The following is a 22,120-nucleotide window of genomic DNA, read 5'->3' as shown; positions in this document are numbered from 1 at the left end:
CTCCCCCGACGAGGGGCGTCATTGGCGGCTGTGGCCCTGCCGGGAGGGCGCGGTCCCCTCGTCGGGGGAGCGGCCGAACTCCTCTTGGGCTCGCCTGCGGCGCAGCATGTCCCAGCATTCGTCGAGTGTGGTCTCCAATTCGCGGATGCGTTGGCGCTCCTGCGGGGTCAGGCGGTGCTCGTACTGGCTGCGCAGGTCGCGTTCCTCGGTCACGAGCTGACCGATCCGGCGGACGAGTTCCGTCTCGCGGTCCTTGGCATTATTCATGCCCCTATGGTCAATCGGCACCGTTGACCTGGCAATATGCCGAACGCTTGAGACGACTCGCCCCTGAAGAGCCATGGAGCCGGTTAAATACGGGTTTGTCGGGAAGATTGTGGCGAGTTGTCGGCGAGCGCGCGCCGGAACGTTGCCGCACCCGCCCTTTCGCCCCCAGCCGGCTAGGAGTCCCTCGTGAAGATCTACGCCGATCGACCACTGCGCTTTTTTCGCCAGTTGTGCAGTGACGTACTCGCCGCGGCGTGGATCGCCGCATGGGTGTGGATCGCGATGCGGCTCTATGACGTGGTGGTGCTGTTGGCCCAGCCGGGGGTGCTCCTGGAAGACGCCGGCGGCACGCTGTCTGAGCACATGGACGAGGCCGCACGGCGGGCCACCGAGATCCCGCTGGCCGGCGAACAACTGGCCGAGCCTTTCACCGGGTTGAGCACCACCGGGGAAACGCTGAGCGAGGCGGGCAGTCAGTTCCAAGACACGGTCATGACTATGGCGCTGCTACTGGCGGTGGTGACGGCACTGCTACCGATCCTGTTCGTGCTGGCGACCTGGCTGCCGCTACGGCTGCGTTGGATTCGGCGGGCCAGCGACGCCCGGCGGCTGCGGTCGATGCCGCAGCAGGCCCGCCAGGAGCTACTGGCGCTGCGCGCGCTGTCGTCGGCGCCGGTACGCGCCATCGGCAAGATCCACGCCACCCCTGTCATGGCGTGGCGTGAGGGCGATGAAGCAACAGTGGAGCGCCTAGCCGCCCTACAGCTACGTCGACTCGGTATCCGCGGCTAACCGAGGCCTGGTGGAAGGGGATGCTCCCCGTCTTGCGGTGGAACCCGCTAGGGGCTGGGGGTAACAGGGATAATGGCAGATGACGTGAACTCGGGGGAGGATTGGGAGCACGGGATGGCCACCTACGGTTACCACGACAACAAGCAGCAGCACCTCAACCGGCTGCGCCGCGTCGAAGGCCAGGTACGCGGGCTGCAACGGATGGTCGAGGACGACGCCTACTGCATCGACATCCTGACCCAGACGGCAGCGATCAACAAGGCGCTCCGCTCCTTCGCCTTGTCGCTGTTGGACGAGCACCTCAAGCACTGCGTCGCCCACGCCGTGGCCAACGGCGGCGAGGACGCCGAGGAGAAGGTCCGTGAGGCGTCGGAGGCCATCTCCCGCCTGGTGCGCTCCTGAAGCGCCCTGCGCCGCCCGCGGGGCGCTCAGTGCTCGCGGCCGACCGCCACAAGCGCACGCTCGTGAGCATCCTCGGGGGTGAGGTACTGCTGGGACTCCTCCGAGTCGAGCAACGTGTCGATCCTCAGGTTGAGAAAGCCGAGCCGGGCGACCTCCCCACCCAGCAGGGCGCGGATCATCCAGTTGGTGGCGACGCGGACCCGGGCCGGCCCGGAAGGCAGCGCGTAGAGGTGGTAGGCGCGGGTCAGAGCCAGGGCAGCCGCCCCTGTGACCTCGTAGCCCAGGGGGCGGGCCACCGCGTCGCGCCCGCTGAGGTCGACGAGTAGCCCCAGGTCGCGGTGGTAGTAGGACCGCTTGGGGCGCCCCAGGAGTGAGGCGATGGCGTTGTCGGCGGCCACCGGCCCCTGCCGCGAGGCGTGTTGGGCGGTGGGTGGGCACAACGCGCCCGACTCTTCCTTGCTCAGGTCGGGAATGGCCGCGCCATCGCCCACGGCGAAGATCTCCGGACGCTGCGGCGTCGCCAGATCAGGGCCCACCACGAGTTTGCCGCGGTCGGTCTCCAGCCCCAGCCCCGCGTTGAGCGGACTCGGGCTGGTTCCCGCGGTCCAGATGAGGGTGCGGCAGGGCAGCACGGTCTCGTCGGTGAAGGTCACCTTGTTCTCGCTGACCTCCTTGACGCTGACTTCGAGGGTGACCTTGACGCCGCGCTCACGCAGCAGTTCCATAGCGCTTTGGCCCAGGTTGTGCCCAAGCTCGGGCATCAGGCGGGGCGCGATGTCGATGAGGTGCCAAGAAAGGTAAGCGCGCAGGTGGGGGTAGCGCTTGCACGCCTCTTCGCACAGCAGCTTCAGGGAGGCCGCTGTCTCGACGCCGGTGTAGCCGCCGCCGACCACGACGAAGGTGCACCGCTCGACGCGCTCTTGGAGGTCCCCGCTGGCGTTGGCCAACTCCAGTTGGGCGAGGACGTGGTCGCGCAGGTAGACGGCTTCGGCGAGGTTCTTGTTGCCTCGGCCGTGTTCGATGAGTCCGGGGATGTCGAAGACGCGGGTGTTGCTGCCCGGGGCGAGGATAAGGCGGTCGTAACGCTCATAGACCAGATCGCCCGAGATTCGGCGCACCACAACGGTGCGGGTATCGACGTCAACCCCGATGGCGGCTCCGGGCACGATCCGGGTGCGGTACAGCACCCGATGCAGCGACACCGCGATCGACTGCGGGGTGAGCAGCCCGGAAGCTACCTGAGGCAGCAAGGGCTGGTACAGCATGTAGTCGTTGGGCGCGATCAGCACGATTTCGGCCGCGCCGCGGGGGATGCGCTGCTCCAGCCGGCGCAGCGCGGACAGTCCCGCAAATCCGGCGCCGATCACGACGATACGAGGTCGCGCCATCGTCACATCACTCCCCTGACGCAGGGTGGGGCCGCTCATCGTCCGAACCGCACGTCTCCCCCGGCACGCGCCACGGCCACCGGGCGAGGGGCAGCGGCATTCGGGCTGACGCTGCCCTGAGCCCCGCGCGTCAAACGTGGCATCGCGGGGGCGAGGAGTGGCACCGGCAGCCGTGCTGGGCTCAGCTACGCCCGGCATCGCCTTGAGCGCAGCGAGAGTCGCCGTGGGGCGGTATGGGCCGCGAGAATCGCCAAGCGGCGGCACTCACGACGATCGTGCCACGCGGCCCGCCTTGTCACCGTCGAGAGCCCGCCGCCCGCGCCGTCCCCTCGACGCCGACACCGCCCCGGCCGACAGCGCCGACAGTGTGGGGTTTCCCATCGCTCGTGCCTCGATCGCTGCGCGATCTCAGTAGCCAGGGGTAAACGGTATCCAAGGCGGGCGCCACCACCTCCCCGTCCCGAGGCGACTGCTCCGCAAACAGTCAAACCATCGCGCTTCGCGCCCGCCGAAGAGGGAACACCATCGCCACCTCCCGGCATACAGTGGCTCCCCTCGCCCGCACGGCCACCCACATCGCTGTGCCCCCACCTGTTCAGACTGCCGAGATCGCGCAGCGATCGAGAGAAGCGGCCTCAGAGCTACCGCCCCTCTTCAAGTTGCCTCGCCCTCCCAAGCTTCCGAGATCGCGCAGCGATCGAGGCACGAGCGAACGGCACCATCTGTCCACTCACGGCTTGACAGCCCCATAGGAACCCCCCGCCCTCGCCGCTCCTCTCTGCTGCCCCTTCCCCGCAAAGCGGGCGCCGACGTGGTGCCTCCCCCGCCATCCAGTTGGCCGTCAACGCCCTAGCGCGGTGCCAGCAAGGCGGCCCGGCCCATGGTCAACAGCAGGTCAGCCATCTCGTCCTTGGCCACCTCCCCCGCGCTGTGGGGCGTGGAATTAAGCAAGCCGAAGGTGGCGTGCACGGCGGCGCGTAACGTGGCCGGGCGGCTGTGCGGGCGCAACCGGCCCACCACCTCAACCCACTGTTCGAGGTAGCCGCGCTGCAACCGGCGGATGCGGTGGCGGTCGGTGGCCGCGACGTTGGGGAGTTCGCGGTCATGGACGGTGATGAGAGCGGGCTCGTTGAGAGCGAAGGCGATATGGCCGCGCAGCAACTCCTCCAGCGCTGTCGCGGGATCGGGGGCGGTGGCCACCCGTGCCCGCCCACCCTCGGCCAACCGCTCGCTGACGTCGAGCAGCATCGCGGCAAGCAGCGCCTCCTTACCGGGGAAATGCCGGTACAGCGCGGGTCCGCTGGTGCCTACCGCACGGCCGAGATCCTCGATGGAGACGCCATGGAAACCGTGCGCGGCGAACAGTTCGGCCGCGGCGCGCAGGATCTCCTGGCGCCGTGCCCCGATCGCGCGGTTGGCCATGATCCCCCTTGGTTTCCCTCGGTTTCCTCATCTGTTGCTGGACACCAGCCGTTAGCGAACACTAACATCGGCGATGTTAATGGTTATTAACAGCGGTTCCGCGCCGTTGCCGTTGGAAAGTGGATGCCTTTGCCTAGCGCACCGACGCTCAGCTCGACGGTCGACACCACCAGCGCCGCCTTCACCGCCAACGCCGCAGCCAACCGCGCGCTAGCGGACCAACTGCGGGAACGGATCGACACCGCGGCCCTGGGCGGCCCGGAACAGTCCCGCGCGCGCCACGTCGAGCGCGGCAAGCTGCTGCCGCGCGACCGCGTGGACGCCCTCCTCGACCCGGGCTCGCCGTTTCTGGAGCTGTCGCCGCTGGCCGGGTACGGCATGTACGGCGAGGAGGGCCACGACGCTCCCGCCGCCGGCATCATCACCGGAGTGGGCCGGGTCTGCGGGCGCGAGGTCGTCGTCGTGGCCAACGACGCCACCGTCAAAGGCGGCAGCTACTACCCCGTCACCGTGAAGAAGCACCTACGGGCCCAAGAAGTGGCCCTGCACAATCATCTTCCCTGCGTGTATCTGGTGGATTCCGGGGGCGCGTTCCTGCCCATGCAGGACGACGTTTTCCCCGACCGGGAGCACTTCGGGCGGATCTTCTACAACCAGGCGACGATGTCGCGCGCGGGCATCCCCCAGATCGCAGCGGTCCTGGGCTCGTGCACCGCCGGCGGTGCCTACGTGCCGGCGATGAGCGACGAGGCGGTGATCGTGCGCGAGCAGGGCACCATCTTCCTCGGCGGCCCCCCGCTGGTGAAGGCGGCCACCGGTGAGAGCGTTACCGCTGAGGAACTGGGCGGCGGCGACGTGCACGCGCGCGTCTCGGGGGTCGCCGACCATCTAGCCGCCGACGACGGCCATGCGCTGGCGACAGTGCGCGGGATCGTCGACACCCTCGGCCCGCGCCCGGCGCCGCCGGCATGGCAGCGGCGCGAGCCGCGGCCACCGGCCCTGGACCCCAGTGAGATCTACGGGATCGTGCCCACCGATACCCGCACCCCTTACGAGGTGCGAGAAATCATCGCGCGCATCGTCGACGGCAGCGAGTTCACCGAGTTCAAGGCCGAGTACGGCACGACCTTGGTCACCGGTTTCGCCCACCTGCACGGCCATCCGGTGGGCATCGTCGCCAACAACGGGATTCTGTTCAGCGAGTCGGCGCTCAAGGGTGCCCACTTCATCGAGCTGTGCGACCGGCGCAGCGTGCCGCTGGTGTTCCTGCAAAACATCTCCGGATTCATGGTGGGGCGCGACTACGAGGCCGGTGGCATCGCCAAGCACGGCGCGAAGATGGTCACCGCCGTGGCCTGCGCCCGCGTACCCAAGTTCACCGTTGTCATCGGCGGCTCCTTCGGAGCCGGCAACTACAGCATGTGCGGGCGGGCCTACTCGCCCCGCTTCTTGTGGATGTGGCCCAACGCGCGGGTATCGGTCATGGGTGGTGAGCAGGCGGCCTCGGTCCTGGCGCAGGTGCGCCGCGACCAGATGCACGCACGCGGACAGGAGTGGCCGGCAGCGGCGGAGGAGGAGTTCAAGGAACCGATCCGGGCGCAGTACGAGCGGCAGGGAAACCCCTACTACTCCACGGCTCGGATCTGGGACGACGGCGTCATCGACCCGGCCGATACCCGCACGGTGCTGGCGCTGGGGCTGGCCGCGGCCCGGCACGCGCCGATGGAGCCCGTGGGCTATGGCGTCTTTCGGATGTAAGGGGAGAGCGGACATGCTGCCTTCTGTGTGGGCCGCGGCAGAGCGGCTTTCGGCGCGGCGGTTCGGGGCCGCAACGGCGCCCCCGCCGGCTGTAGCGCGGCGTTGGGGCCCAAGCCGTCACGGGAACGGCGTGGCCGACTCCCCACGGGACTCCCGCAACGGCGCCGGCCGGCGAGGGGGGCGGCGATGACGACCGAGGCGACTGGCCCCACCCGCGTTCTGGTGGCCAACCGCGGCGAGATCGCCGTGCGGGTGATGCGCACGCTACGACGGCTGGGCATGGGCTCGGTGGCGATCTACGGCGACGGTGACGCCACCGCGCGCCACGTGCGCGCCGCCGACACGGCGGTGCGTGTGGGCGGCGCCGAGCTTGCCGACAGCTACCTCAACGGCCCGGCCATCATCGCCGCCGCCCGCGCCAGTGGGGCGAGCCTGATCCACCCCGGCTACGGTTTCCTCTCCGAAAACGCCGCATTCGCCCGCGCCTGCGCTGCGGCCGGAATCGGGTTCGTGGGGCCCCCACCCGAGGCGATCGAGGCGATGGGCGACAAGATCGGCGCGAAGAGCACGGTGGCAGCGGCCGGTGTGCCGCTCCTCCCAGGCTTCACCGAGCGTCCCGGACACCCGATGACCGACGCGGAGTTGGCCGAAGCGGCGGCCGAGATCGGCTACCCGCTGCTCGTCAAACCCTCAGCCGGCGGTGGCGGTAAGGGGATGCGGCTGGTCCACGAGCCCGGCGACCTGACCGCGGCGGTGGCGGCGGCACGGCGGGAGGCGCTGGCGGCCTTCGGCGATGCGACCCTGCTCGTGGAGCGCTTCGTGTCGCGCCCGCGCCACATCGAACTACAGGTGCTAGCCGATGCCTACGGCGGGGTCGTGCACCTCGGAGAGCGCGAGTGCAGTCTCCAGCGGCGCCACCAAAAAATCGTGGAGGAGGCTCCGTCGCCGCTGCTGACCCCAACCCAGCGCGCCGCCATGGGCGAGGCCGCCGTGGCCGCGGCGAAGGCGTGCGGCTATGTGGGGGCGGGAACCGTGGAGTTCATCGTGGCAACCACCGCGGAGGCCGCCGAACCCGAGTATGCGTTTTTGGAGATGAACACCCGGCTCCAAGTGGAGCACCCGGTCACCGAGGCGGTGGCCAGTGTGGCCGGCCGCCGCGGTATCGACCTGGTCGAACTGCAACTGCGCGTGGCGTTGGGGGAACCGCTGCCCTTCTGCCAAACCGACCTCGATATCGAGGGGCACGCGGTGGAGGCACGGATCTATGCCGAAGACCCGGCTCGGGGGTTCCTGCCCACCGGCGGCCCCGTGCTGCTGCTGGGGGAGGCTGACGGCACCGAGGCCCGCGTCGACTCCGGCATCAGCGAAGGCACCGACATCACCTCGGCTTACGATCCGATGCTGGCCAAAGTCATCACCTGGGCACCCGACCGGGCGGGCGCATTGGACCGCATGGACACCGCCCTGGCCCGCTACACGCTCCTGGGCTGCGACAGCAACGTCGCCTTTCTACGCCGGCTGCTCTGCCACCCCGAGGTCAGGGACGGCCGGCTCAGCACCGACCTCACCGAGCGACTGCGCCGGGAGTTGAGCGCCGCCGACAGCGAAATCCCCGAGGAGGTCTACGCCGCGGCGGCCCTGGACCGCCAACTGGCGCTGGAGCCCGTCAACCCGTCGGCCGACCGCTTCGACATCCCCGACAACTGGCGCGTCGGGAGCAATGCGTGGACGCTGTGGCGGCTGCACGCTTCGGGCCACGCCCCCCTTGCGGTGCGAGTACGCCGCGCTACCGCCGCCACCAGCCCCGAGGACACCTACGAGGTGCAGGTGGGCGAGGCTCCCCCACGGGGGGCCGGCGCCCGGCGCGGCGACGGCGACCGATCGCTGACCGTCAGCTACGCGGGACGAGTCGTGCGCTATGCCCGCGCCCTCGACGGGGACACGCTGTGGCTGGGCCACGCCGGCGCCACATGGCACCTGCGCGAGGAAGCGGTCCTCACCCCCATGGGTGACGCCGAGACCGCCGAGGACGGCACGCTGCGCAGCCCGATGCCGGGCACGGTGCTCAGCGTCGCCGTCCAGCGGGGGGACCGGGTCACGCGGGGCACCGCGGTCCTGGTCATTGAGGCGATGAAGATGGAACACGCGGTGAGCGCTCCGGTGGACGGCGTCGTGACCAGGATCGACGTGGACACCGGCCAAACCGTGGGCATGGACGCGGTGTTGGCCGTGATCACACCCGACGCTGCCGCCGCACCAGCCGGCGACGTCACCACCGAACGCGACCCCGAGGGGTGAGGACTATGTCCCGTCAACTGTCTGAGGAACACGAGGAGCTACGGCGCACTGTGGCAACGTTCTCCCGCGAGGTGGTCGCACCGGTCATCGGTGACTACTACGAGCGGGAGGCGTTCCCCTACGACATCGTCGCCCAGATGGGCGCGATGGGGTTGTTCGGACTCCCCTTCCCGGAGTCCTACGGCGGGATGGGCGGTGACTACTTCGCGCTGTGTCTGGCGCTGGAGGAACTGGCGCGGGTGGATTCCAGTGTCGCGATCACGCTGGAGGCGGGCGTGTCGCTGGGGGCGATGCCGATCTTTCGCTTCGGCTCGGAGCTACAGCGCCAAACGTGGCTGCCCCGGCTGTGCTCGGGAGAGGCGCTGGGGGCGTTCGGACTCACCGAGCCCCACTGCGGCTCTGACGCCGGCCGAATCCGTACCACCGCACGCCTGGCCGAGGAGACGTGGGTCGTCAACGGCACGAAGTCCTTCATCACCAACTCCGGGACCGACATCACCGCCCTGGTCACCGTCACCGCAGTGACCGGAACCCTGCCCGACGGCCGCCCGGAGATCTCGGCGATCCTGATCCCCCGTGACACGCCGGGGCTGTCGGTGGGGCAGAAGTACTCCAAAGTCGGCTGGAGCGCTTCCGACACCAATGAACTGATCCTCGACGAATGCCAGGTGCCCGAGGACAACCTGGTGGGCGAGCGCGGACGCGGCTATGCCCAGTTCCTGCGCATCCTTGACGAGGGGCGGATCGCCATCGCCGCGCTTTCGGTGGGGCTGGCCCAGGGGTGCGTGGACGAGAGCCTGGCCTATGCCGGTCAACGCGAAGCGTTCGGGGCCACGATCGGCGGACACCAGGCGATCCAGTTCAAGCTGGCCGACATGGCGGCCCGGGTGCACACCGCTCGGCTGGCCTACTACGACGCCGCCCAGCGGATGCTGGCCGGGGAGCCGTTCAAGAAGGAGGCCGCGATCGCCAAGCTGGTCTCTTCCAACGCCGCCATGGACAACGCCCGCGAAGCCACCCAGATCTTCGGTGGTTCGGGGTTCATGAACGAGTCCGCGGTCGGACGCTTCTACCGCGATGCCAAAATTCTCGAAATCGGCGAGGGGACCTCGGAGATCCAACGCATGCTCATCGCCCGCGAATTGGGGTTGCCGGCCTGAGGCCGGGCCGGGGCGCCGCCCGTGGTGGCGCCCCGGCCACACGTCAGGGTTTACGGAGCACGCCGCCCATCTCCCACACCTTCTTGTTGCCTGAGGACTGGCCAAGGTAGGGACGCAGCGGTTCGGGGACCGGAGTAAGCGGGGGCTGGTCGGGGTCGGGCCGCCATGCGCTGACATCAACGATGCCGGGAGCGACCGGCTCAAGCCCGGCGACGAAGTCCCGCAGCTCCTCCGGGCGACGGACCCGGCCCCACGGCCCTTGGGCGAGCAAGGCGGCGGTGAGCGCGTCGCCGGCAGCCACGTCCTCGCTGATCAGATGCGAGAGCGCGATGTGACTGCCAGAGGGCAGCGCGTCGAGCATGCTCCCCAGCACCGCCTTGGGGTCGGCCTCGTCGGGGAGGCAGTGCAGCACGGAGAAGTACAGCGCCCCAACCGGCTCGGAGAAGTCGATCAGGGCCCGCAGGTCGGGATCGGCCAGGATCTGCGAGGAGTTGACCATGTCAGCGGTGATGACCGTGGTGGAGGGGTTGTCCGCCAGGATCGCGCGACCGTGGGCGAGCACGATGGGGTCGATGTCGACGTAGACCACCCGCGCCTCGGGCTGGAAGCGCTGGGCCACCTGGTGGACGTTGAGCTCGGTGGGCATGCCGCTGCCCATGTCGATGAACTGACGGATTCCCACCTCCTCGGCGAGGTAGCGCACAGCGCGGTAGAGGAACAGTCGGTTCTCACGCCCCACGTCGAGGATCTCGGGGGTGACCTTGACCAGAGCCAACGCGGCTTCCCGATCAACGGAGAAATTGTCCTTTCCGCCCATCCCATAGTCATAGACACGGGCGATGGTGGGCTCGTCCGTCCTGATGTCGGGCGGGAAGGACTGATTCGGCTCGGTCACGTCACCACGCTCCTCAACGCGAAAACTACTTGAAACCACGTGATCTTACGACTCCTCGGGATAATCGGAAACGTGTACCTAAAAATATCTGGTTCCTCAGAGGGGAATGGCGACGACCAAAAATAGAGCCCCGGGTGGGCGGCTGTGCCTAAGACGGCCATAGACATGGCGACGGGTCCGGGCCGCGCTCAAGTGTCGCCTCCCCGAAGGGTTAGAAGGCCTCTCGCTTGAGGGGAGCCAGGAACGCCGCCCACTGGGCGCCCGCGAAGAACAGTTCGGTGCTCTCAGGAGTCCGCGAGTCACGCACCCCGTGGCTAAAGGTGGACTCCGGTTGCCCGGCATACGCACCGTCGCGGCCCTCGTAGCCCGATCTTCGCCACACGCCAGCGACCTCCACACAGTTCTGCGCGTTGCCACCGCTGTAGCTGCTCTTGCGCCATGCCGGGGATGTCATTATTAATATCGGTCACTCTCTAAAGGTTGCTGATACACCGGCGATAAAGTCCATGGACTGCGCCGGTGTCAGCGATGCGTTGTACACCTCATTCCACATCGTGTTATACCGGTGGATCTCTACTTCATTCTCGACAAAGAGGCTATCTGTGGGCGTTTCGGCAAAACCGATGCTGGGGTCCAGCGGCTCGGGGAAGTCCATAATCGCGAAGCTGCCGATAGTCGCACCGTGCATGCCCACCGAGAACGGGAGGACGTGGAGGCGGATGTTGGGCCGCGTGGCCATCTGGAGCAGATGATCGAGCTGCTGTCGCATCACCTCGTTACCGCCCGAGGGCCGACGCAGTGTCGCCTCGTCAAGAATCGCGCAGTAGTCGGGCGGATAGAAACGCATGAGGATCTGCTGGCGTTCCATCCGGGCGTCGACGTGGCGACGCACCTCGTCGGCGTCGAGCACGCCCGTGCCCTTTGACAGGGCTTCGGCGTAGTCCGGGGTTTGCAGCAGGCCGGGTATTACCTGGCACTCGAAATTACGGATGGCCGAAGCTTCGGTCTCGAAATCGGGCAAGGCGCGCGCCCCGAAAACGTCACGATAGCGCGACCACCATCCGCGTTCCTTGGCGTCATAGGCGAGGTCGTGCATCCCCTGCCGGGTCTCGGCGTCCTCGATCTGGTAAAGCTCCATCAAGGCGTCAAGATCGGCCGCTTTGACGGTGCGAAGGTCACTCGTTTCGATCCGGCCAAGGCGAGATTTGGGAATTCCCGTCCGCGCCGCCGCTTCCTCAAGCGTTAGTCCGGCTTCACCGCGAAGCCGTCGCAACAGTGCGGACAGCCGCCTCCTACGCACCGTGGGACTGTGGTTTCGGGGGGTCCGTCGCATGTCAAGAGTCTAAATGAGCGACGTTATTCAACCGAGTCCACAAAAACCCCACACTGGCAAAAAAAGGACATGAGGCGCGGAATCCGATCAAGCGATGTCCCGCCGACAGCCGCCGGGAACAACGCTAGGCCTCACCGTTTCCTAGCAGCCCTGCGGCACCCGGTGAACGCGACCGGAGAGCGCGGGCACAGGACCGCGCTACAGCTACGACTGGGTGCCCCACAGAGCCACCGGCAACGGCGGGGCGCACCGAAGACCGCACCACCGGCCCTCGGGGGAGTCCCGCCCACCTCTGGGCCACCGGACCGAAACGCGCAGCACTACCGGGGGTAGCCACTTCGTCGGTTACCCCCGGCGCCCGTGCCGCGCCGCGTTCAGCGCCAACTGCCCTGGCCTCCGGTGGAGGTGGCCTGGCCAGCGGCGGCATCGCCAACGGTGATGGCGTGCTCTACCAGGTTGATCAGCGTGGACTTGGTGGAGTTGCGGTCCCGGGCGTCGCATTGGACGATCGGGATGTCCTCGCTGAGCGACAAGGCGTCGCGCACCTCGTTGGGCGAGTGCGGATAGTAGCTGTCGAAACCGTTGATGGCCACGATGAACGGCAGCCGCGCCTCTTCAAAGTAGTCGATGGCGGGGAAGCAGTCGGCCAGCCGACGAGTGTCGACCAGGACCACGGCACCGATCGCTCCTTTGACCAGGTCGTCCCACATGAACCAGAACCGATGCTGGCCGGGGGTGCCGAACAGGTACAGGATCAGGTCGGAGTCGAGGGAAACACGGCCGAAGTCCATGGCGACAGTGGTCGTCTGCTTGTCCGGCGTCTTGGCCAGATCGTCGACACCCACACTGGCGCTGGTCATGACCGCCTCGGTGGTCAGCGGCACGATTTCGGAGACAGAGCCAACGAACGTCGTCTTGCCCACACCGAAGCCTCCGGCGACGACGATCTTGACCGACGTCATCGCGCTCGCCACAGCACCGCCCTCGTCGGCTGGGCTAGAGCTTGCGAAGTCCACTGAGCACCCTTTCAAGCAGGTTGACGTTGGGCCGGCTGTCGGTATTGCTGGACGACGAGCTGATCTGCACCAGCCCCTGCTCTGACATGTCTGCCACAAGCACCCGAGCGACACCGAGCGGGATACGCAGGAGTGCTGATATCTCCGCCACAGAGCGCCACTCCCGGCAGATGTCGCTGATCGCCTGGCACTCCGGAGTCAAAGTTCCGAACTCGTTGCGTGCCGTAGCGGTGGAGGAGATGAGAGCTTCCAGAGGAAGCTGCGACTTCGGCTTGGTCCGGCCCCGAGTAACAGCGTAAGGCCGAACGAGTGAGCTCGGCGCGTTGTTTCCAACTGACCATTGCTGATCTTGTGGTTGCTGGCCTGGTCGCGCGGAATCGCGGGAAGGGTCACCGCCGGGGCCGTCCGCGGCCCCTCGGTAGATACCGTCGGACGGCTGTCCGAACCACGATCCGTTCCCGGTCTCGTTACCGTTAGGTGCCACCACTTCCTCCTGTCCGTGGTGGGTCAGTGAGTGCCTGAGGTACGTGCCGCTGGAGTCAGCGCACGACCGGCCCGGTCGACGAGCAATGTCATTTCGTAGGCGACGAGTCCGAGGTCGCACTCAGCGGCGGCCAGTACGGCCAGACAGGAGCCGTCACCGATGGACATGATGAGCAGCAGACCACGTTCCATCTCTACGACCGTCTGGGCCACCGCGCCGCCTTCAAAGACCCGAGCCGCCCCCTGAGTGAGGCTGGACAGGCCTGAGGCGATCGCGGCGAGTTGGTCGGCGCGTTCCGGGGGGAAACCGGAGGACGAGGCGAGGGGGAGCCCATCCGACGACACAACAATCGCATGCGCCACGTCGGGCACGCGGTTTGCGAAGTCAGTGATCAGCCAGTTGAGCTCGTTCACCGGTTGATTCATCTGCTCTCCTGTCGGTCCCAGCCTTCGCTTCGGCCGTCAAGAATAGAGCCAGCCTGAGGCCAAGGAATCATCGATAGCGACTTTATTGCGGTTGGATGTCCCAGAAGTGAGGATGATGCTAAATCATGGTGCATCCGTGATCTGATTGGCCCCTCGCCGCAGGGCCCCCGTACCGGAGTCCGCTGCGTGGGCGTAGCGGACCCCCCCTCTTTGATCTGGCCAGACACTATCTCTCCTCAGACGGTTGGTCGCCGGCATCGTTGCGTCCCCGTCGAATCCCCTGCTGGAACCCGGAGAACCGATTACGGACCCGATCAGCCGAGCGGGACGGAACCTGCTTGACATGCTCCGGCGTGGGAGCGGTACCAGGCACCAGGTTTGCTTTGGGGACACGTTTTGGCAACCCCGAAGTAGTGAGCCCGCCGGCGATGGGCTCGTTCACGCTCTCCGCGGCTTGCCACCCCCTGTCGCTTTCCGAGCGCCAGTTGTCCTCGGGCCGCTGGTGCAGTTCGGGAGACGCTGTGGCGTCGCCGTCTCCGTGGCTTGCGGCTGAAGACGACGATGATCCGCTCGGCCAGGCCGGCTCCGGTGCTTGCTCGCTACCGCGTCCCCCCACATCGGCGGCGGAAGCACCGCTTTCGGCGGAACCATTGACCTGGTTAAGGGGAATCGGTCCAGTGTCAGGGGTGGGCACAGCGGGCCGCACCGTACGACGACGGAACCAGTTCGACTCGATGGAGTCGAAGATCGGCAGGGGCTCGTTGCTGCTCTCCGGCGAGGGCGGGACCACGGTGTGGCCGCCACTCGCCGATCCGTAGCGCTTGGAGAGGTAGGCGGTAGAGCCATACCCCTCGCGCGTGTCGGAGTCGAACGGGTTGTCCCTGAAATGCTGCCCCGCCGAGGAGGAGGCGGCCTGCGACGACGAGGCCTCCTGACGGTCTTGGCTGTGCTCCTGCCACGGCGAGGGGTGCGTGCTCTCAACCGAAGCGGATGGAGCGGGGGAGGCGGGGTACTCGGGTTGGGAAGGCTGCTCGGCCGGCTGGTGCGGCTCGGTGTAGCCAGGCTGATACTGCTGCCCCGGTGGCGGCTCCGGTGCGGCCGGTGGCTCCGGCGCAGCGGCGGGCTGCTCGGGCTGGGCGGTCGAGGGGGGTGTGGGCGGACGGTTCCAGCCCGCGTCACTCCACAAGTCCTGCCCGCTGGGTGGGTGTTCGGCCGGGGAATCGGTACGGGCGGCGGGATCGGGACGCTTGGGCAGCCCCGAGGGCGTCTCCCGCTCCCAGGAAGGCCGCTCCTGCCCCGAGGACTGCCACGTGTCGGCGGCGTCGGTGGGGGCGGGCGAAGAGGCAAAGGCCGCCGTGGCCTCTGCGTAGGTGTCGGGAACCCCCCGGCTGCCCGTGCCCAGCGTCGGCTGAGAGTGCTCGACCGGCGTGATGAGCAGGTCGGGGGGCAAAACGATGTGGGCGACGATGCCGCCGTTGTGGGCCGAACTCAGCCACACCTGAATCCCGTGTCGAGCGGCCAGGCGACTGACCACGAACAGGCCCATGCGTCGCGAAACCGAAACGTCGATCTCGGGCGGCTCGGCCAGGCGGGCGTTGATGTTCTCGATCTCTTCCGGGGCCATGCCGATCCCGCTGTCGGTGACCTCGACCAAGACATCGCCTTCGTCGCGGGGCCGAGCGATGACCGAGACCTGGGCGTCGTGGGACGAGAAGGAGGTGGCGTTCTCCACCAACTCGGCCACGAGGTGGATGACGTCGTTGACGGGGCGGCCGAGAACGGAGATGTGCGAGGGGGCCCGGACGTTGACGCGCTCGTACTGCTCGACCTCGGAGATAGCGCCGCGCAAGACGTCGACCAGCGGAACCGGCTGCGCCCACTTGCGAGTGTTGTCCTGTCCGGACAACACCAGCAGGTTCTCGTTGTTACGGCGCATGCGGGTGGCGAGGTGGTCGAGTTGGAACAGGTCACCGAGCCGGTCGTCATCCTGCTCGCCCTGCTCCAAACCGTCGATCAGGCGCAACTGCCGTTCCACCAGTGTTTGGCTACGACGGGAGAGGTTGACAAACATCGCGTTGACGTTATTGCGCAGGGCGGCCTCATCGGATGCCAGGCGCAAGGCCACTCGGTGAACCTCGTCGAAGGATCTGGCGACTTCCCCAATCTCGTCGGTGGAATCGACCTTCAGGGGTCTGACGCTGATCTCCCCCGGATCGGTACTGGTTTCCCGGGTCTGCGCAATGGCCTGGGGCAGGTCATTGGCAGCGATACGCATGGCGCCCTCCTGGAGCGTGCGCAGCGGACGCACCATGGAACGGGCGACGAGCATGGTGATGATGAAGACCACGATGATCAGCCCGAGCACGATGGTGGAGTCCAGCATGGCGTTGCTACGGGCGTCGTTCTTCAACGCCCTCGCCTGGTTGCGCACCGCGTCGGCGATGGAGGACTCAACCTTTTGCATCAGCGACAGGGCGCCGCCGGCGACCTCCTGATAGGCGTCGGGACCGTCCTCGTTGGTCAGCCCCGACAGCTCCTGTCCCGTGTCGACGCGAGTCAGCACGCGCAGCCGCATGGTCGACAGCCGGCTGACGTCGAGGCCGCTGTAGGTGTCGTCGTAGATCCGGCGCTGCTCGACGGTGGCGTTGTTGATGAAGTTCTGGATCTCGTTTTGGTAGCGCTCCTGGTTAGCGCCGATGGCCTCGTAGACGCTGGTGCTCATCTCGTCGCGCATCAGCGAGTGCAGCATCAGAGCCGACTCGTGGGAGATGTGCTCGCGGGCGTGGCTGAGCGCGGTGAGAGCGCGGACGCTCTCACGCAACTGGGTGTTGTTGGTGTCATCGGCGATCGTGGCGTTGAACTCGGCCAGCGATTCGATGATCTTCTTGTACTTCGAGGCAGCCGGCGAGATCGTGATGCGCGTATCAGTGACCTCATCGCGCAGCGAGGGCAGGTCCTCAAGGTAGGCCAGCATCGAGTCGAGCCGAGCCGCAGCGAGTTCGCTGCCGGGGTCGCCCAACTCGTTGGCCGTGGTGCGGACGGTGTTGACCGCCTGATCGACGCTTTGCTGCCGCTCTTCCAGGGCGATCCTGCGATCGTTGGAACGCTGGTCCGGGTTGGGGTCGTCAGCGATGAATGCGGCAGCGGCCAGGCGTTCCTGGCCCAGCTCGTTGGCTAGGTCAACGACCTGTCCGCCGAGAGTGGCCAGGTCCTCAATATTTTCGTGCGTGAACGTACTGGAGACGTTCTCGGAGATCTGTAGACCACCCAACAGCACCGCTACGGCCGTTGGTACCACGATCAGCGCCACGATACGGGAACGCACACGCCAGTTGCGTGGCTCCCACCATCGCGCCGGACGTCTCGACGTGGCGTTGGCGTTGGTCTGTCGTACCTCGCCCACGTTCTGATCCGGCGCGGCGTCGTCTCCGTTATTCGTCGCTCGTGTCGACACGGACCCTCGCACCCTTTCGATTCACCGCCTCATGCAACGGATATGGACCCTGTGAGGAGCGCTCCCTGGATCGCACACGCACCAGAGCATCGGACATGGGAGTTGGCCTACTGGGATCACCGCACCAGGTGTCACGGTGTCGATAAGAGGCAGAGCTTCCGCACCAGGAATCGCCTCACAGGGGAGAGGCGTCGCGCACCATTAACCCGAAACAGTACGCGCGGGGTAGATAGCGTATCAATCCGGCTAGACGCACCGGATGCCACGAATCCCCTGATTTTTTCAGCGAGGGCGTGACCGATGTTTCACCTTCAGCAGCAGGGGAGGCTGCTCACCGACCATCCCTTGCCCCGCGCCCCCTGGTTGTGCCCTCTCCCGCGATTCCATAACTTTTTGGACACACAGGTCGATTATTACGGACCCATCGCTTAATGGCGCAGTAAGGCAGTGAACGAGAAAGCGGGGCCACCACGCCGGCCCCCCTGAGGACTACTACGCCCCGCTCGGAACGGTGGCCGCACCTACGGCGCGCGCAGCGGCCCACCCGAGGAAATCCACACTTAGGGTGCACAAGAGAGAACTGAGTGTTATTTCGGCTCTTTTTCGGCCGACTTGTGGTCACCCTTCGGCGCACACCCGCATCTCGAACTCGCCGAGGACGTCGCTTGCCACCAACAGCTCCTCGCCGGCGGTGAGAGGACGAGTCTGGTCCAAGGTGGCGGCGACGATCCCATTGGCACGGCTGATGCCCTCGGCCCAGTCGAGCTTGCCGTCGATGACGGTGACGGCTAACGGCACATCGTCGATACTGCCACTGACCGTGATGTCGGAGCCGTCGAGTTCTTCGTGGGTGACGACGGCCGGGCCGAACGTCAGGCCGGCACAGCGGCCATCGGGCAGGGTCCACAGGCAGGCGAGAGAGTATCCCACGCAACGCCCTTGACCGCTGAAGACAGCAGCGGCTCCCACGTGGGCCACGAGAGCGGCCTCGGGCGAGGGAACTACGACGCTGTCATCAGTGCCGTGCACGAACTCGGGATCGACGGTGCGGACCCTCTGGTCACCGCAGAGAATCCGCACCGGTTGCTGCGGCATAAACGGTGGGCACAGCCGTGTCTCGAACTCGACGATGATCTCCATCGGAGCGGCGACAGCGCGCTGGTAGGCACTGGCGAGCACGCTGCGATCCTGGGAGAGCAGCTCGGGAAGGCTCTCGTTTCCCGGATAGCCCAGCACACAGCCATCGTCGACGACGCCTGGCCGCGGCGCTCCCCCACTGGGCGATAGATAGGTGACCCAGCGCATGTTCCCTCCTGTCGAGCCGCCCACACTCGATGACGTCCCTGTGCCTACCGTATCGGTTAAGGAGCAAAGTGCCTGTTGAGCGCTTCTCTTTTCTTCGGGGCAGCCTCTTCGGGGCAGCAACGACCGGCGGGAAGGGCTAAGCCGATTCGCGCTCGACGAGATGGGTGTCGAGAACGATCCCGACAGGTTCGCTCTCGGTACCGGCGAGCCCGTCGGCGAGCAGCCGTGCCATCTCCCGTCCCATCTGCACCGTGGGTTGGTGGATCGTCGTCAGTGGCGGGTCGGAGTGTAGTCCTAGAGCAGAGTCGTCAAAACCGACGACCGCCACGTCATCGGGGACGCGACGTCCTGTCTCCCGAAGCACGCGCAGCGCCGCGAGCGCCATGAGGTCGGAGGCGACGAAAACCGCGTCGATGTCTGGGACAGCGGCGAGGATCTCGCGCATCGCGCTCTCTCCACGCTCATAGGTGAAGTCGGAGGCGGCGATGAACCCGGGCGGTACGACCCGCCCGGCGTCACGCATGGCCTCGCGGTAACCTTGCAGCCGATCCACCCCGGCGATCATGTCTTGGGGCCCCGCGACCGTGGCCACCCGTTTCCGACCGGACTCGATCAGCCGGCGCGTGGCGACGTAGCCGCCGCCGACGTTGTCGATGTCGACGTAGTGCAACGGGTGACGCACGGTGATCCCCAACGGCCGGCCACCGTGCACGCACGGCACACCGGCGTCGGCGAGCCGCTCCGGAAGCGGGTCGTCCCGGTGCAGCGACACCACGAGGACACCGTCGACGTGGTGGCCACTGAGATAGTCCCCCAGGCGCTGACGCTCCTCAGCCGAATTTTCCGTGGCCAGCAACATCTGAAGTCCGCGCTCGTTGAGCAACGAACTGACACCGCGGACGATACCGGCGAAGAACGGCTGGGCGAACAGCCGCTCGTCGGGCTCGGAGACCACCAGGGCGACCATGTCGGTGCGCTGGGTAACCAGGGTGCGTGCCGCATGGTTGGGCACATAGCCCAGATCGGCGACGGCGCGCAGTACCGCCTCGCGCGTTGCCGGGCTTACCTGGGCGGAGCCGTTGATCACCCGAGAGACGGTTCCCCGACCCACGCCTGCGCGCTCCGCAACCATCTCCAGCGTCGGCCGTCGCCGACGATCGTTCATATCGTGCCCTTCTGTCCCCATCATCGGTAACGCCGCCGCCCTCCATTCTTTCCGGTCCAATACTGGCCCTTCTGCTCCAATACTGGCTGCACGGGAGGGCGGCGGCTACATGCGCCGGCGAAGGTCAGGGGCGTCCGGGGATGTCAGAGGTATCGGGGATACCGCCGGATCGGATGACCTCCGAGTACCACCACCCGCTGTCCTTGACCGTACGTTGCTGGGTCTCGTAGTCGACGTGAACAATTCCGAAGCGCTTCGAATAGCCCCACGCCCACTCGAAGTTGTCCATGAGGGACCACGCGAAGTATCCGTGCAGCGGAACCCCGCTCTCTATGACACTATGCGCAGCCCGCAGGTGAGTGTTGAGGTAGGACACCCGTTCGGTGTCGTGGACAGCGCCGTCGTTCTGGTCGACCTCGTCGTCGAAAGCCGCGCCGTTCTCGGTCACGTAGAGGGGCAGCCCTGGAGCCTCCTCCGCGAGCCGCAGCAGCACGTCGCTCAGCCCTGTGGCGTCGATCTCCCAACCCATGGCCGTCTGGGGGAAGCCGTGGTGAACGAAGACCACGTCCTCGGCCCCCACCCAGGGGGTGGGGCCACCGTGGCTGTTCTCGCCATCCTCCAAGGCGCTGGCGGGGATGCCCTCGGCCGAGCCCGCGACCCAACTGGGGTTGTAGAAGTTGATGCCGAGCATGTCCAACTTGCCGACCTGGTTGATCTCGTGGAGATCCCCGTCGCGCACGAAGGAGAAGTCGGTGATCCCGGCGAGGTCGGCGACGACGTCCTCAGGGTAGGCGCCGTGCAGCAGGGGGCCGGTGAACAGTCGGTTGCGCAGGCCGTCGATGCGGCGAGCCGCCTCGACGTCGGCGTGGGCGTCGGTGTGGGGGCGAACCACCGTCTGGTTGTGCACCAGACCGAGGTTGAGTTCATAGCCCGACTGTGCCGCGTGTTCGCGCATCACCCGGGCGGCCAGTCCGTGTCCCAGGAGCAGGTGGTGGACCGCCGCCACGGATGAGGCGGGCTCCTGACGCCCTGGCGCGTGGGCCCCGAGCGCGTAGCCCAAAAACGCCGAGCACCATGGCTCGTTCAGGGTGGCCCAGTTGGTGATCCGATCGCCGAGCGCCGCATACACCACAGCGGCGTAGTCGGCGAAACGCGAAGCGGTGTCGCGCGCAGGCCATCCGCCGTCGTCCTCCAACGGCTGGGGCAGGTCCCAGTGGTAGAGGGTGGGCCAGGGCTCGATGCCGTTTTCGAGGAGGGTGTCAACGAGACGGTCGTAGAAATCGATCCCGGCCTGATTGATCTTGCCCTTGCCATCGGGTTGGATGCGTGGCCACGCGATGGAGAAACGGTAGGCACCCAGTCCTAGGCGCTTCATGAGGGCGATGTCGTCGGCATAGCGATAGTAGTGATCGGTCGCGGGATCGCCGGTGTCGCCGTTGAGCGTTTTCCCCGGGGTCGCGGAGAAGGTGTCCCAAATGCTGACACCACGGCCATCGGCCGTAGTCGCTCCTTCGATCTGGAACGACGCGGTCGCCGCGCCCCAAAGGAAACCAGCGGGGAACGCCACCCCGTTGGTGCTCGATTGGGTTTGGGCGGTCGGCCCGGATCTGTGGGCGGTCTCGTGTGCTGTGGAGCTAGTCACGCCTTTACGGCCCCTTCCATAATTCCGCCGACGATGTGTCACCGGCTGCCGCGGACACGATCATTGGGGGCGCCGTGGCCGGCAGTAATCCGGTGAGCATCAGTGAGTAATCGTTGTCGTGGGGGGTCGGTAGCTGATTGATGGACATGGACGCGACCCGGTCAGCGGCGACCGGCGTCGTTGACGGCCACGCGAAGTCGTCCCGCTCGTGAATGGGCCACGGTGGCCCAGGGACGACCGCGGCCGGTTCCGACATCGCGACGAGGCACGTCCAAACCCGCCACGTCGAGCGGCCGTCGAAGAGAACTTCGACGTTGCGGTTGGGAAGGGACCGCTCGACACAATGGCGCGCTATGAACGCACCGGTCTCGATCGGAAACGGCACGATGACCGCCTGAAATTGGCCGACTCGTCGGAGGTCGACCAGGAATGAGGGGCGGGAAAGGTCCGCGTTCACAGCCATCGGCGGCCAGCCGACATTCGTGGCCACCGGGTCGCCGCCCGGGGGAAGAGGCGGCGGCCCCGTCGCCACGGCGTGGCTGCCGCGCGGTGGGAGACCCCACACCCCAGACGCTGGCGAGACCGGTGTCCTCCAGGACACGGGCCGCGTGGCAGGGGGGCGGAGCTTGGTGGCGTGCGTGGAGGGCTGTTTCCCGCAGCCGCGGCGCCGGCACTGCCCGAAGATGCTCCCGGCCACGTGACGCAGCCGCCCATCCTCGGGCTGGCCACGAGGGGAGGGTGGCCCGGCAACGGATCGGCGCGACGGTAGGGGCTCGCTACCGGGAGAACGGCTCACCGAGGGGAGGGAGCGTCGGGTCCCCGCGCAGAGCGGCGCGCGCCACGGGGGGTCCGGAGCATCGCGGGGCCTACCGGCACCACGGCGGTGACCGCTGCCAGGAGAGGCCGTAGGCCAC

General features: G+C 67.2%; 19 protein-coding genes. 5 read left to right on the top strand and 14 right to left on the bottom strand.

The window, feature by feature from the left end:
* Positions 1–18: 18 nt before the first annotated feature.
* Positions 19–267 carry a DUF2630 family protein gene (locus ABD848_RS07210; RefSeq protein ID WP_344968721.1) on the bottom strand — a complete coding sequence of 83 codons (249 nt, stop codon included), beginning with the start codon at positions 265–267 and terminating at the stop codon, positions 19–21.
* A gap of 186 nt (positions 268–453) precedes the next feature.
* Here ABD848_RS07210 and ABD848_RS07205 point away from each other — a divergent pair, with 186 nt between their 5' ends.
* Positions 454–1,059 carry a hypothetical protein gene (locus tag ABD848_RS07205; protein ID WP_344968718.1) on the top strand — a complete coding sequence of 202 codons (606 nt, stop codon included), beginning with the start codon at positions 454–456 and terminating at the stop codon, positions 1,057–1,059.
* A gap of 114 nt (positions 1,060–1,173) precedes the next feature.
* Entirely contained in the window at positions 1,174–1,461 is a 288-nt protein-coding gene (locus tag ABD848_RS07200) for a metal-sensitive transcriptional regulator (protein WP_344969068.1), read from the top strand.
* Between the two features lie 26 nt (positions 1,462–1,487).
* Here ABD848_RS07200 and ABD848_RS07195 read toward each other — a convergent pair whose 3' ends face one another.
* Positions 1,488–2,849, bottom strand: coding sequence for an NAD(P)/FAD-dependent oxidoreductase (locus tag ABD848_RS07195; protein WP_344968716.1), 1,362 nt, complete (start codon positions 2,847–2,849; stop codon positions 1,488–1,490).
* Between the two features lie 849 nt (positions 2,850–3,698).
* Positions 3,699–4,271, bottom strand: a complete 573-nt coding sequence (locus ABD848_RS07190) for an SACE_7040 family transcriptional regulator (protein ID WP_344968714.1) — start codon at positions 4,269–4,271, stop codon at positions 3,699–3,701.
* A 123-nt stretch (positions 4,272–4,394) separates the two neighbouring features.
* Here ABD848_RS07190 and ABD848_RS07185 point away from each other — a divergent pair, with 123 nt between their 5' ends.
* From ABD848_RS07185 to ABD848_RS07175, 3 genes are all read left to right on the top strand, one after another.
* Positions 4,395–6,029, top strand: coding sequence for a carboxyl transferase domain-containing protein (locus ABD848_RS07185; RefSeq protein WP_344968712.1), 1,635 nt, complete (start codon positions 4,395–4,397; stop codon positions 6,027–6,029).
* A 186-nt stretch (positions 6,030–6,215) separates the two neighbouring features.
* Positions 6,216–8,327 (top strand): ATP-binding protein, encoded by a 2,112-nt coding sequence (locus ABD848_RS07180; protein WP_344968710.1) that lies wholly within the window; start codon positions 6,216–6,218, stop codon positions 8,325–8,327.
* Between the two features lie 5 nt (positions 8,328–8,332).
* Positions 8,333–9,487 carry an acyl-CoA dehydrogenase family protein gene (locus tag ABD848_RS07175; protein WP_344968708.1) on the top strand — a complete coding sequence of 385 codons (1,155 nt, stop codon included), beginning with the start codon at positions 8,333–8,335 and terminating at the stop codon, positions 9,485–9,487.
* Positions 9,488–9,530: 43 nt separating this feature from the next.
* Here the strand turns inward: ABD848_RS07175 and ABD848_RS07170 are convergent, their stop codons facing one another.
* The 11 genes from ABD848_RS07170 to ABD848_RS07120 all read right to left on the bottom strand — a co-directional run bounded on the left by ABD848_RS07170 (position 9,531) and on the right by ABD848_RS07120 (position 21,696).
* The gene (locus ABD848_RS07170) at positions 9,531–10,382 is read right to left on the bottom strand and encodes an SAM-dependent methyltransferase (protein ID WP_344968705.1); all 852 of its coding nucleotides are present in this window, start codon (positions 10,380–10,382) and stop codon (positions 9,531–9,533) included.
* 211 nt (positions 10,383–10,593) lie between these two features.
* A complete protein-coding gene (locus tag ABD848_RS07165; protein ID WP_344968703.1) occupies positions 10,594–10,836 on the bottom strand; it encodes a DUF397 domain-containing protein in 243 nt (80 codons plus the stop codon).
* Between the two features lie 12 nt (positions 10,837–10,848).
* A complete protein-coding gene (locus ABD848_RS07160; protein ID WP_344968701.1) occupies positions 10,849–11,715 on the bottom strand; it encodes a helix-turn-helix domain-containing protein in 867 nt (288 codons plus the stop codon).
* Positions 11,716–12,089: 374 nt separating this feature from the next.
* On the bottom strand, positions 12,090–12,677 hold the full coding sequence (locus ABD848_RS07155) for a GTP-binding protein (RefSeq protein ID WP_344969066.1): 588 nt from the start codon (positions 12,675–12,677) through the stop codon (positions 12,090–12,092).
* Positions 12,678–12,711: 34 nt separating this feature from the next.
* Positions 12,712–13,155: a DUF742 domain-containing protein gene (locus ABD848_RS07150; protein ID WP_344969064.1), complete on the bottom strand. Its 444-nt coding sequence runs from the start codon at positions 13,153–13,155 to the stop codon at positions 12,712–12,714.
* Between the two features lie 83 nt (positions 13,156–13,238).
* The gene (locus ABD848_RS07145; RefSeq protein WP_344968699.1) at positions 13,239–13,640 is read right to left on the bottom strand and encodes a roadblock/LC7 domain-containing protein; all 402 of its coding nucleotides are present in this window, start codon (positions 13,638–13,640) and stop codon (positions 13,239–13,241) included.
* A gap of 226 nt (positions 13,641–13,866) precedes the next feature.
* Positions 13,867–17,094 (bottom strand): sensor histidine kinase, encoded by a 3,228-nt coding sequence (locus ABD848_RS07140; protein WP_344968696.1) that lies wholly within the window; start codon positions 17,092–17,094, stop codon positions 13,867–13,869.
* 618 nt (positions 17,095–17,712) lie between these two features.
* Positions 17,713–18,399, bottom strand: coding sequence for a hypothetical protein (locus tag ABD848_RS07135; RefSeq protein ID WP_344968693.1), 687 nt, complete (start codon positions 18,397–18,399; stop codon positions 17,713–17,715).
* 136 nt (positions 18,400–18,535) lie between these two features.
* A complete protein-coding gene (locus ABD848_RS07130) occupies positions 18,536–19,564 on the bottom strand; it encodes a LacI family DNA-binding transcriptional regulator (protein ID WP_344968691.1) in 1,029 nt (342 codons plus the stop codon).
* Positions 19,565–19,688: 124 nt separating this feature from the next.
* On the bottom strand, positions 19,689–21,131 hold the full coding sequence (locus tag ABD848_RS07125; RefSeq protein WP_344969062.1) for a GH1 family beta-glucosidase: 1,443 nt from the start codon (positions 21,129–21,131) through the stop codon (positions 19,689–19,691).
* A gap of 79 nt (positions 21,132–21,210) precedes the next feature.
* Positions 21,211–21,696, bottom strand: coding sequence for a hypothetical protein (locus ABD848_RS07120; RefSeq protein WP_344968689.1), 486 nt, complete (start codon positions 21,694–21,696; stop codon positions 21,211–21,213).
* Positions 21,697–22,120: the final 424 nt, after the last annotated feature.

Origin of the sequence: Salinactinospora qingdaonensis (assembly GCF_039539445.1) — a bacterium.
Lineage (GTDB): Bacteria > Actinomycetota > Actinomycetes > Streptosporangiales > Streptosporangiaceae > Salinactinospora > Salinactinospora qingdaonensis.
The sequence above is the reverse complement of the archived record's forward strand: the minus strand, read 5'-3'. Positions and strand labels throughout refer to the sequence as shown.

Coding starts and splice junctions, on each gene's coding strand:
- ABD848_RS07165 (WP_344968703.1), bottom strand. CDS start 10,836: ATGACATCCCCGGCATGGCGCAAGAGCAGCTACAGCGGTGGCAACGCG.
- ABD848_RS07130 (WP_344968691.1), bottom strand. CDS start 19,564: ATGAACGATCGTCGGCGACGGCCGACGCTGGAGATGGTTGCGGAGCGC.
- ABD848_RS07175 (WP_344968708.1), top strand. CDS start 8,333: ATGTCCCGTCAACTGTCTGAGGAACACGAGGAGCTACGGCGCACTGTG.
- ABD848_RS07195 (WP_344968716.1), bottom strand. CDS start 2,849: ATGGCGCGACCTCGTATCGTCGTGATCGGCGCCGGATTTGCGGGACTG.
- ABD848_RS07210 (WP_344968721.1), bottom strand. CDS start 267: ATGAATAATGCCAAGGACCGCGAGACGGAACTCGTCCGCCGGATCGGT.
- ABD848_RS07200 (WP_344969068.1), top strand. CDS start 1,174: ATGGCCACCTACGGTTACCACGACAACAAGCAGCAGCACCTCAACCGG.
- ABD848_RS07180 (WP_344968710.1), top strand. CDS start 6,216: ATGACGACCGAGGCGACTGGCCCCACCCGCGTTCTGGTGGCCAACCGC.
- ABD848_RS07155 (WP_344969066.1), bottom strand. CDS start 12,677: ATGACGTCGGTCAAGATCGTCGTCGCCGGAGGCTTCGGTGTGGGCAAG.
- ABD848_RS07145 (WP_344968699.1), bottom strand. CDS start 13,640: ATGAATCAACCGGTGAACGAGCTCAACTGGCTGATCACTGACTTCGCA.
- ABD848_RS07190 (WP_344968714.1), bottom strand. CDS start 4,271: ATGGCCAACCGCGCGATCGGGGCACGGCGCCAGGAGATCCTGCGCGCC.
- ABD848_RS07135 (WP_344968693.1), bottom strand. CDS start 18,399: ATGCGCTGGGTCACCTATCTATCGCCCAGTGGGGGAGCGCCGCGGCCA.
- ABD848_RS07185 (WP_344968712.1), top strand. CDS start 4,395: ATGCCTTTGCCTAGCGCACCGACGCTCAGCTCGACGGTCGACACCACC.
- ABD848_RS07160 (WP_344968701.1), bottom strand. CDS start 11,715: ATGCGACGGACCCCCCGAAACCACAGTCCCACGGTGCGTAGGAGGCGG.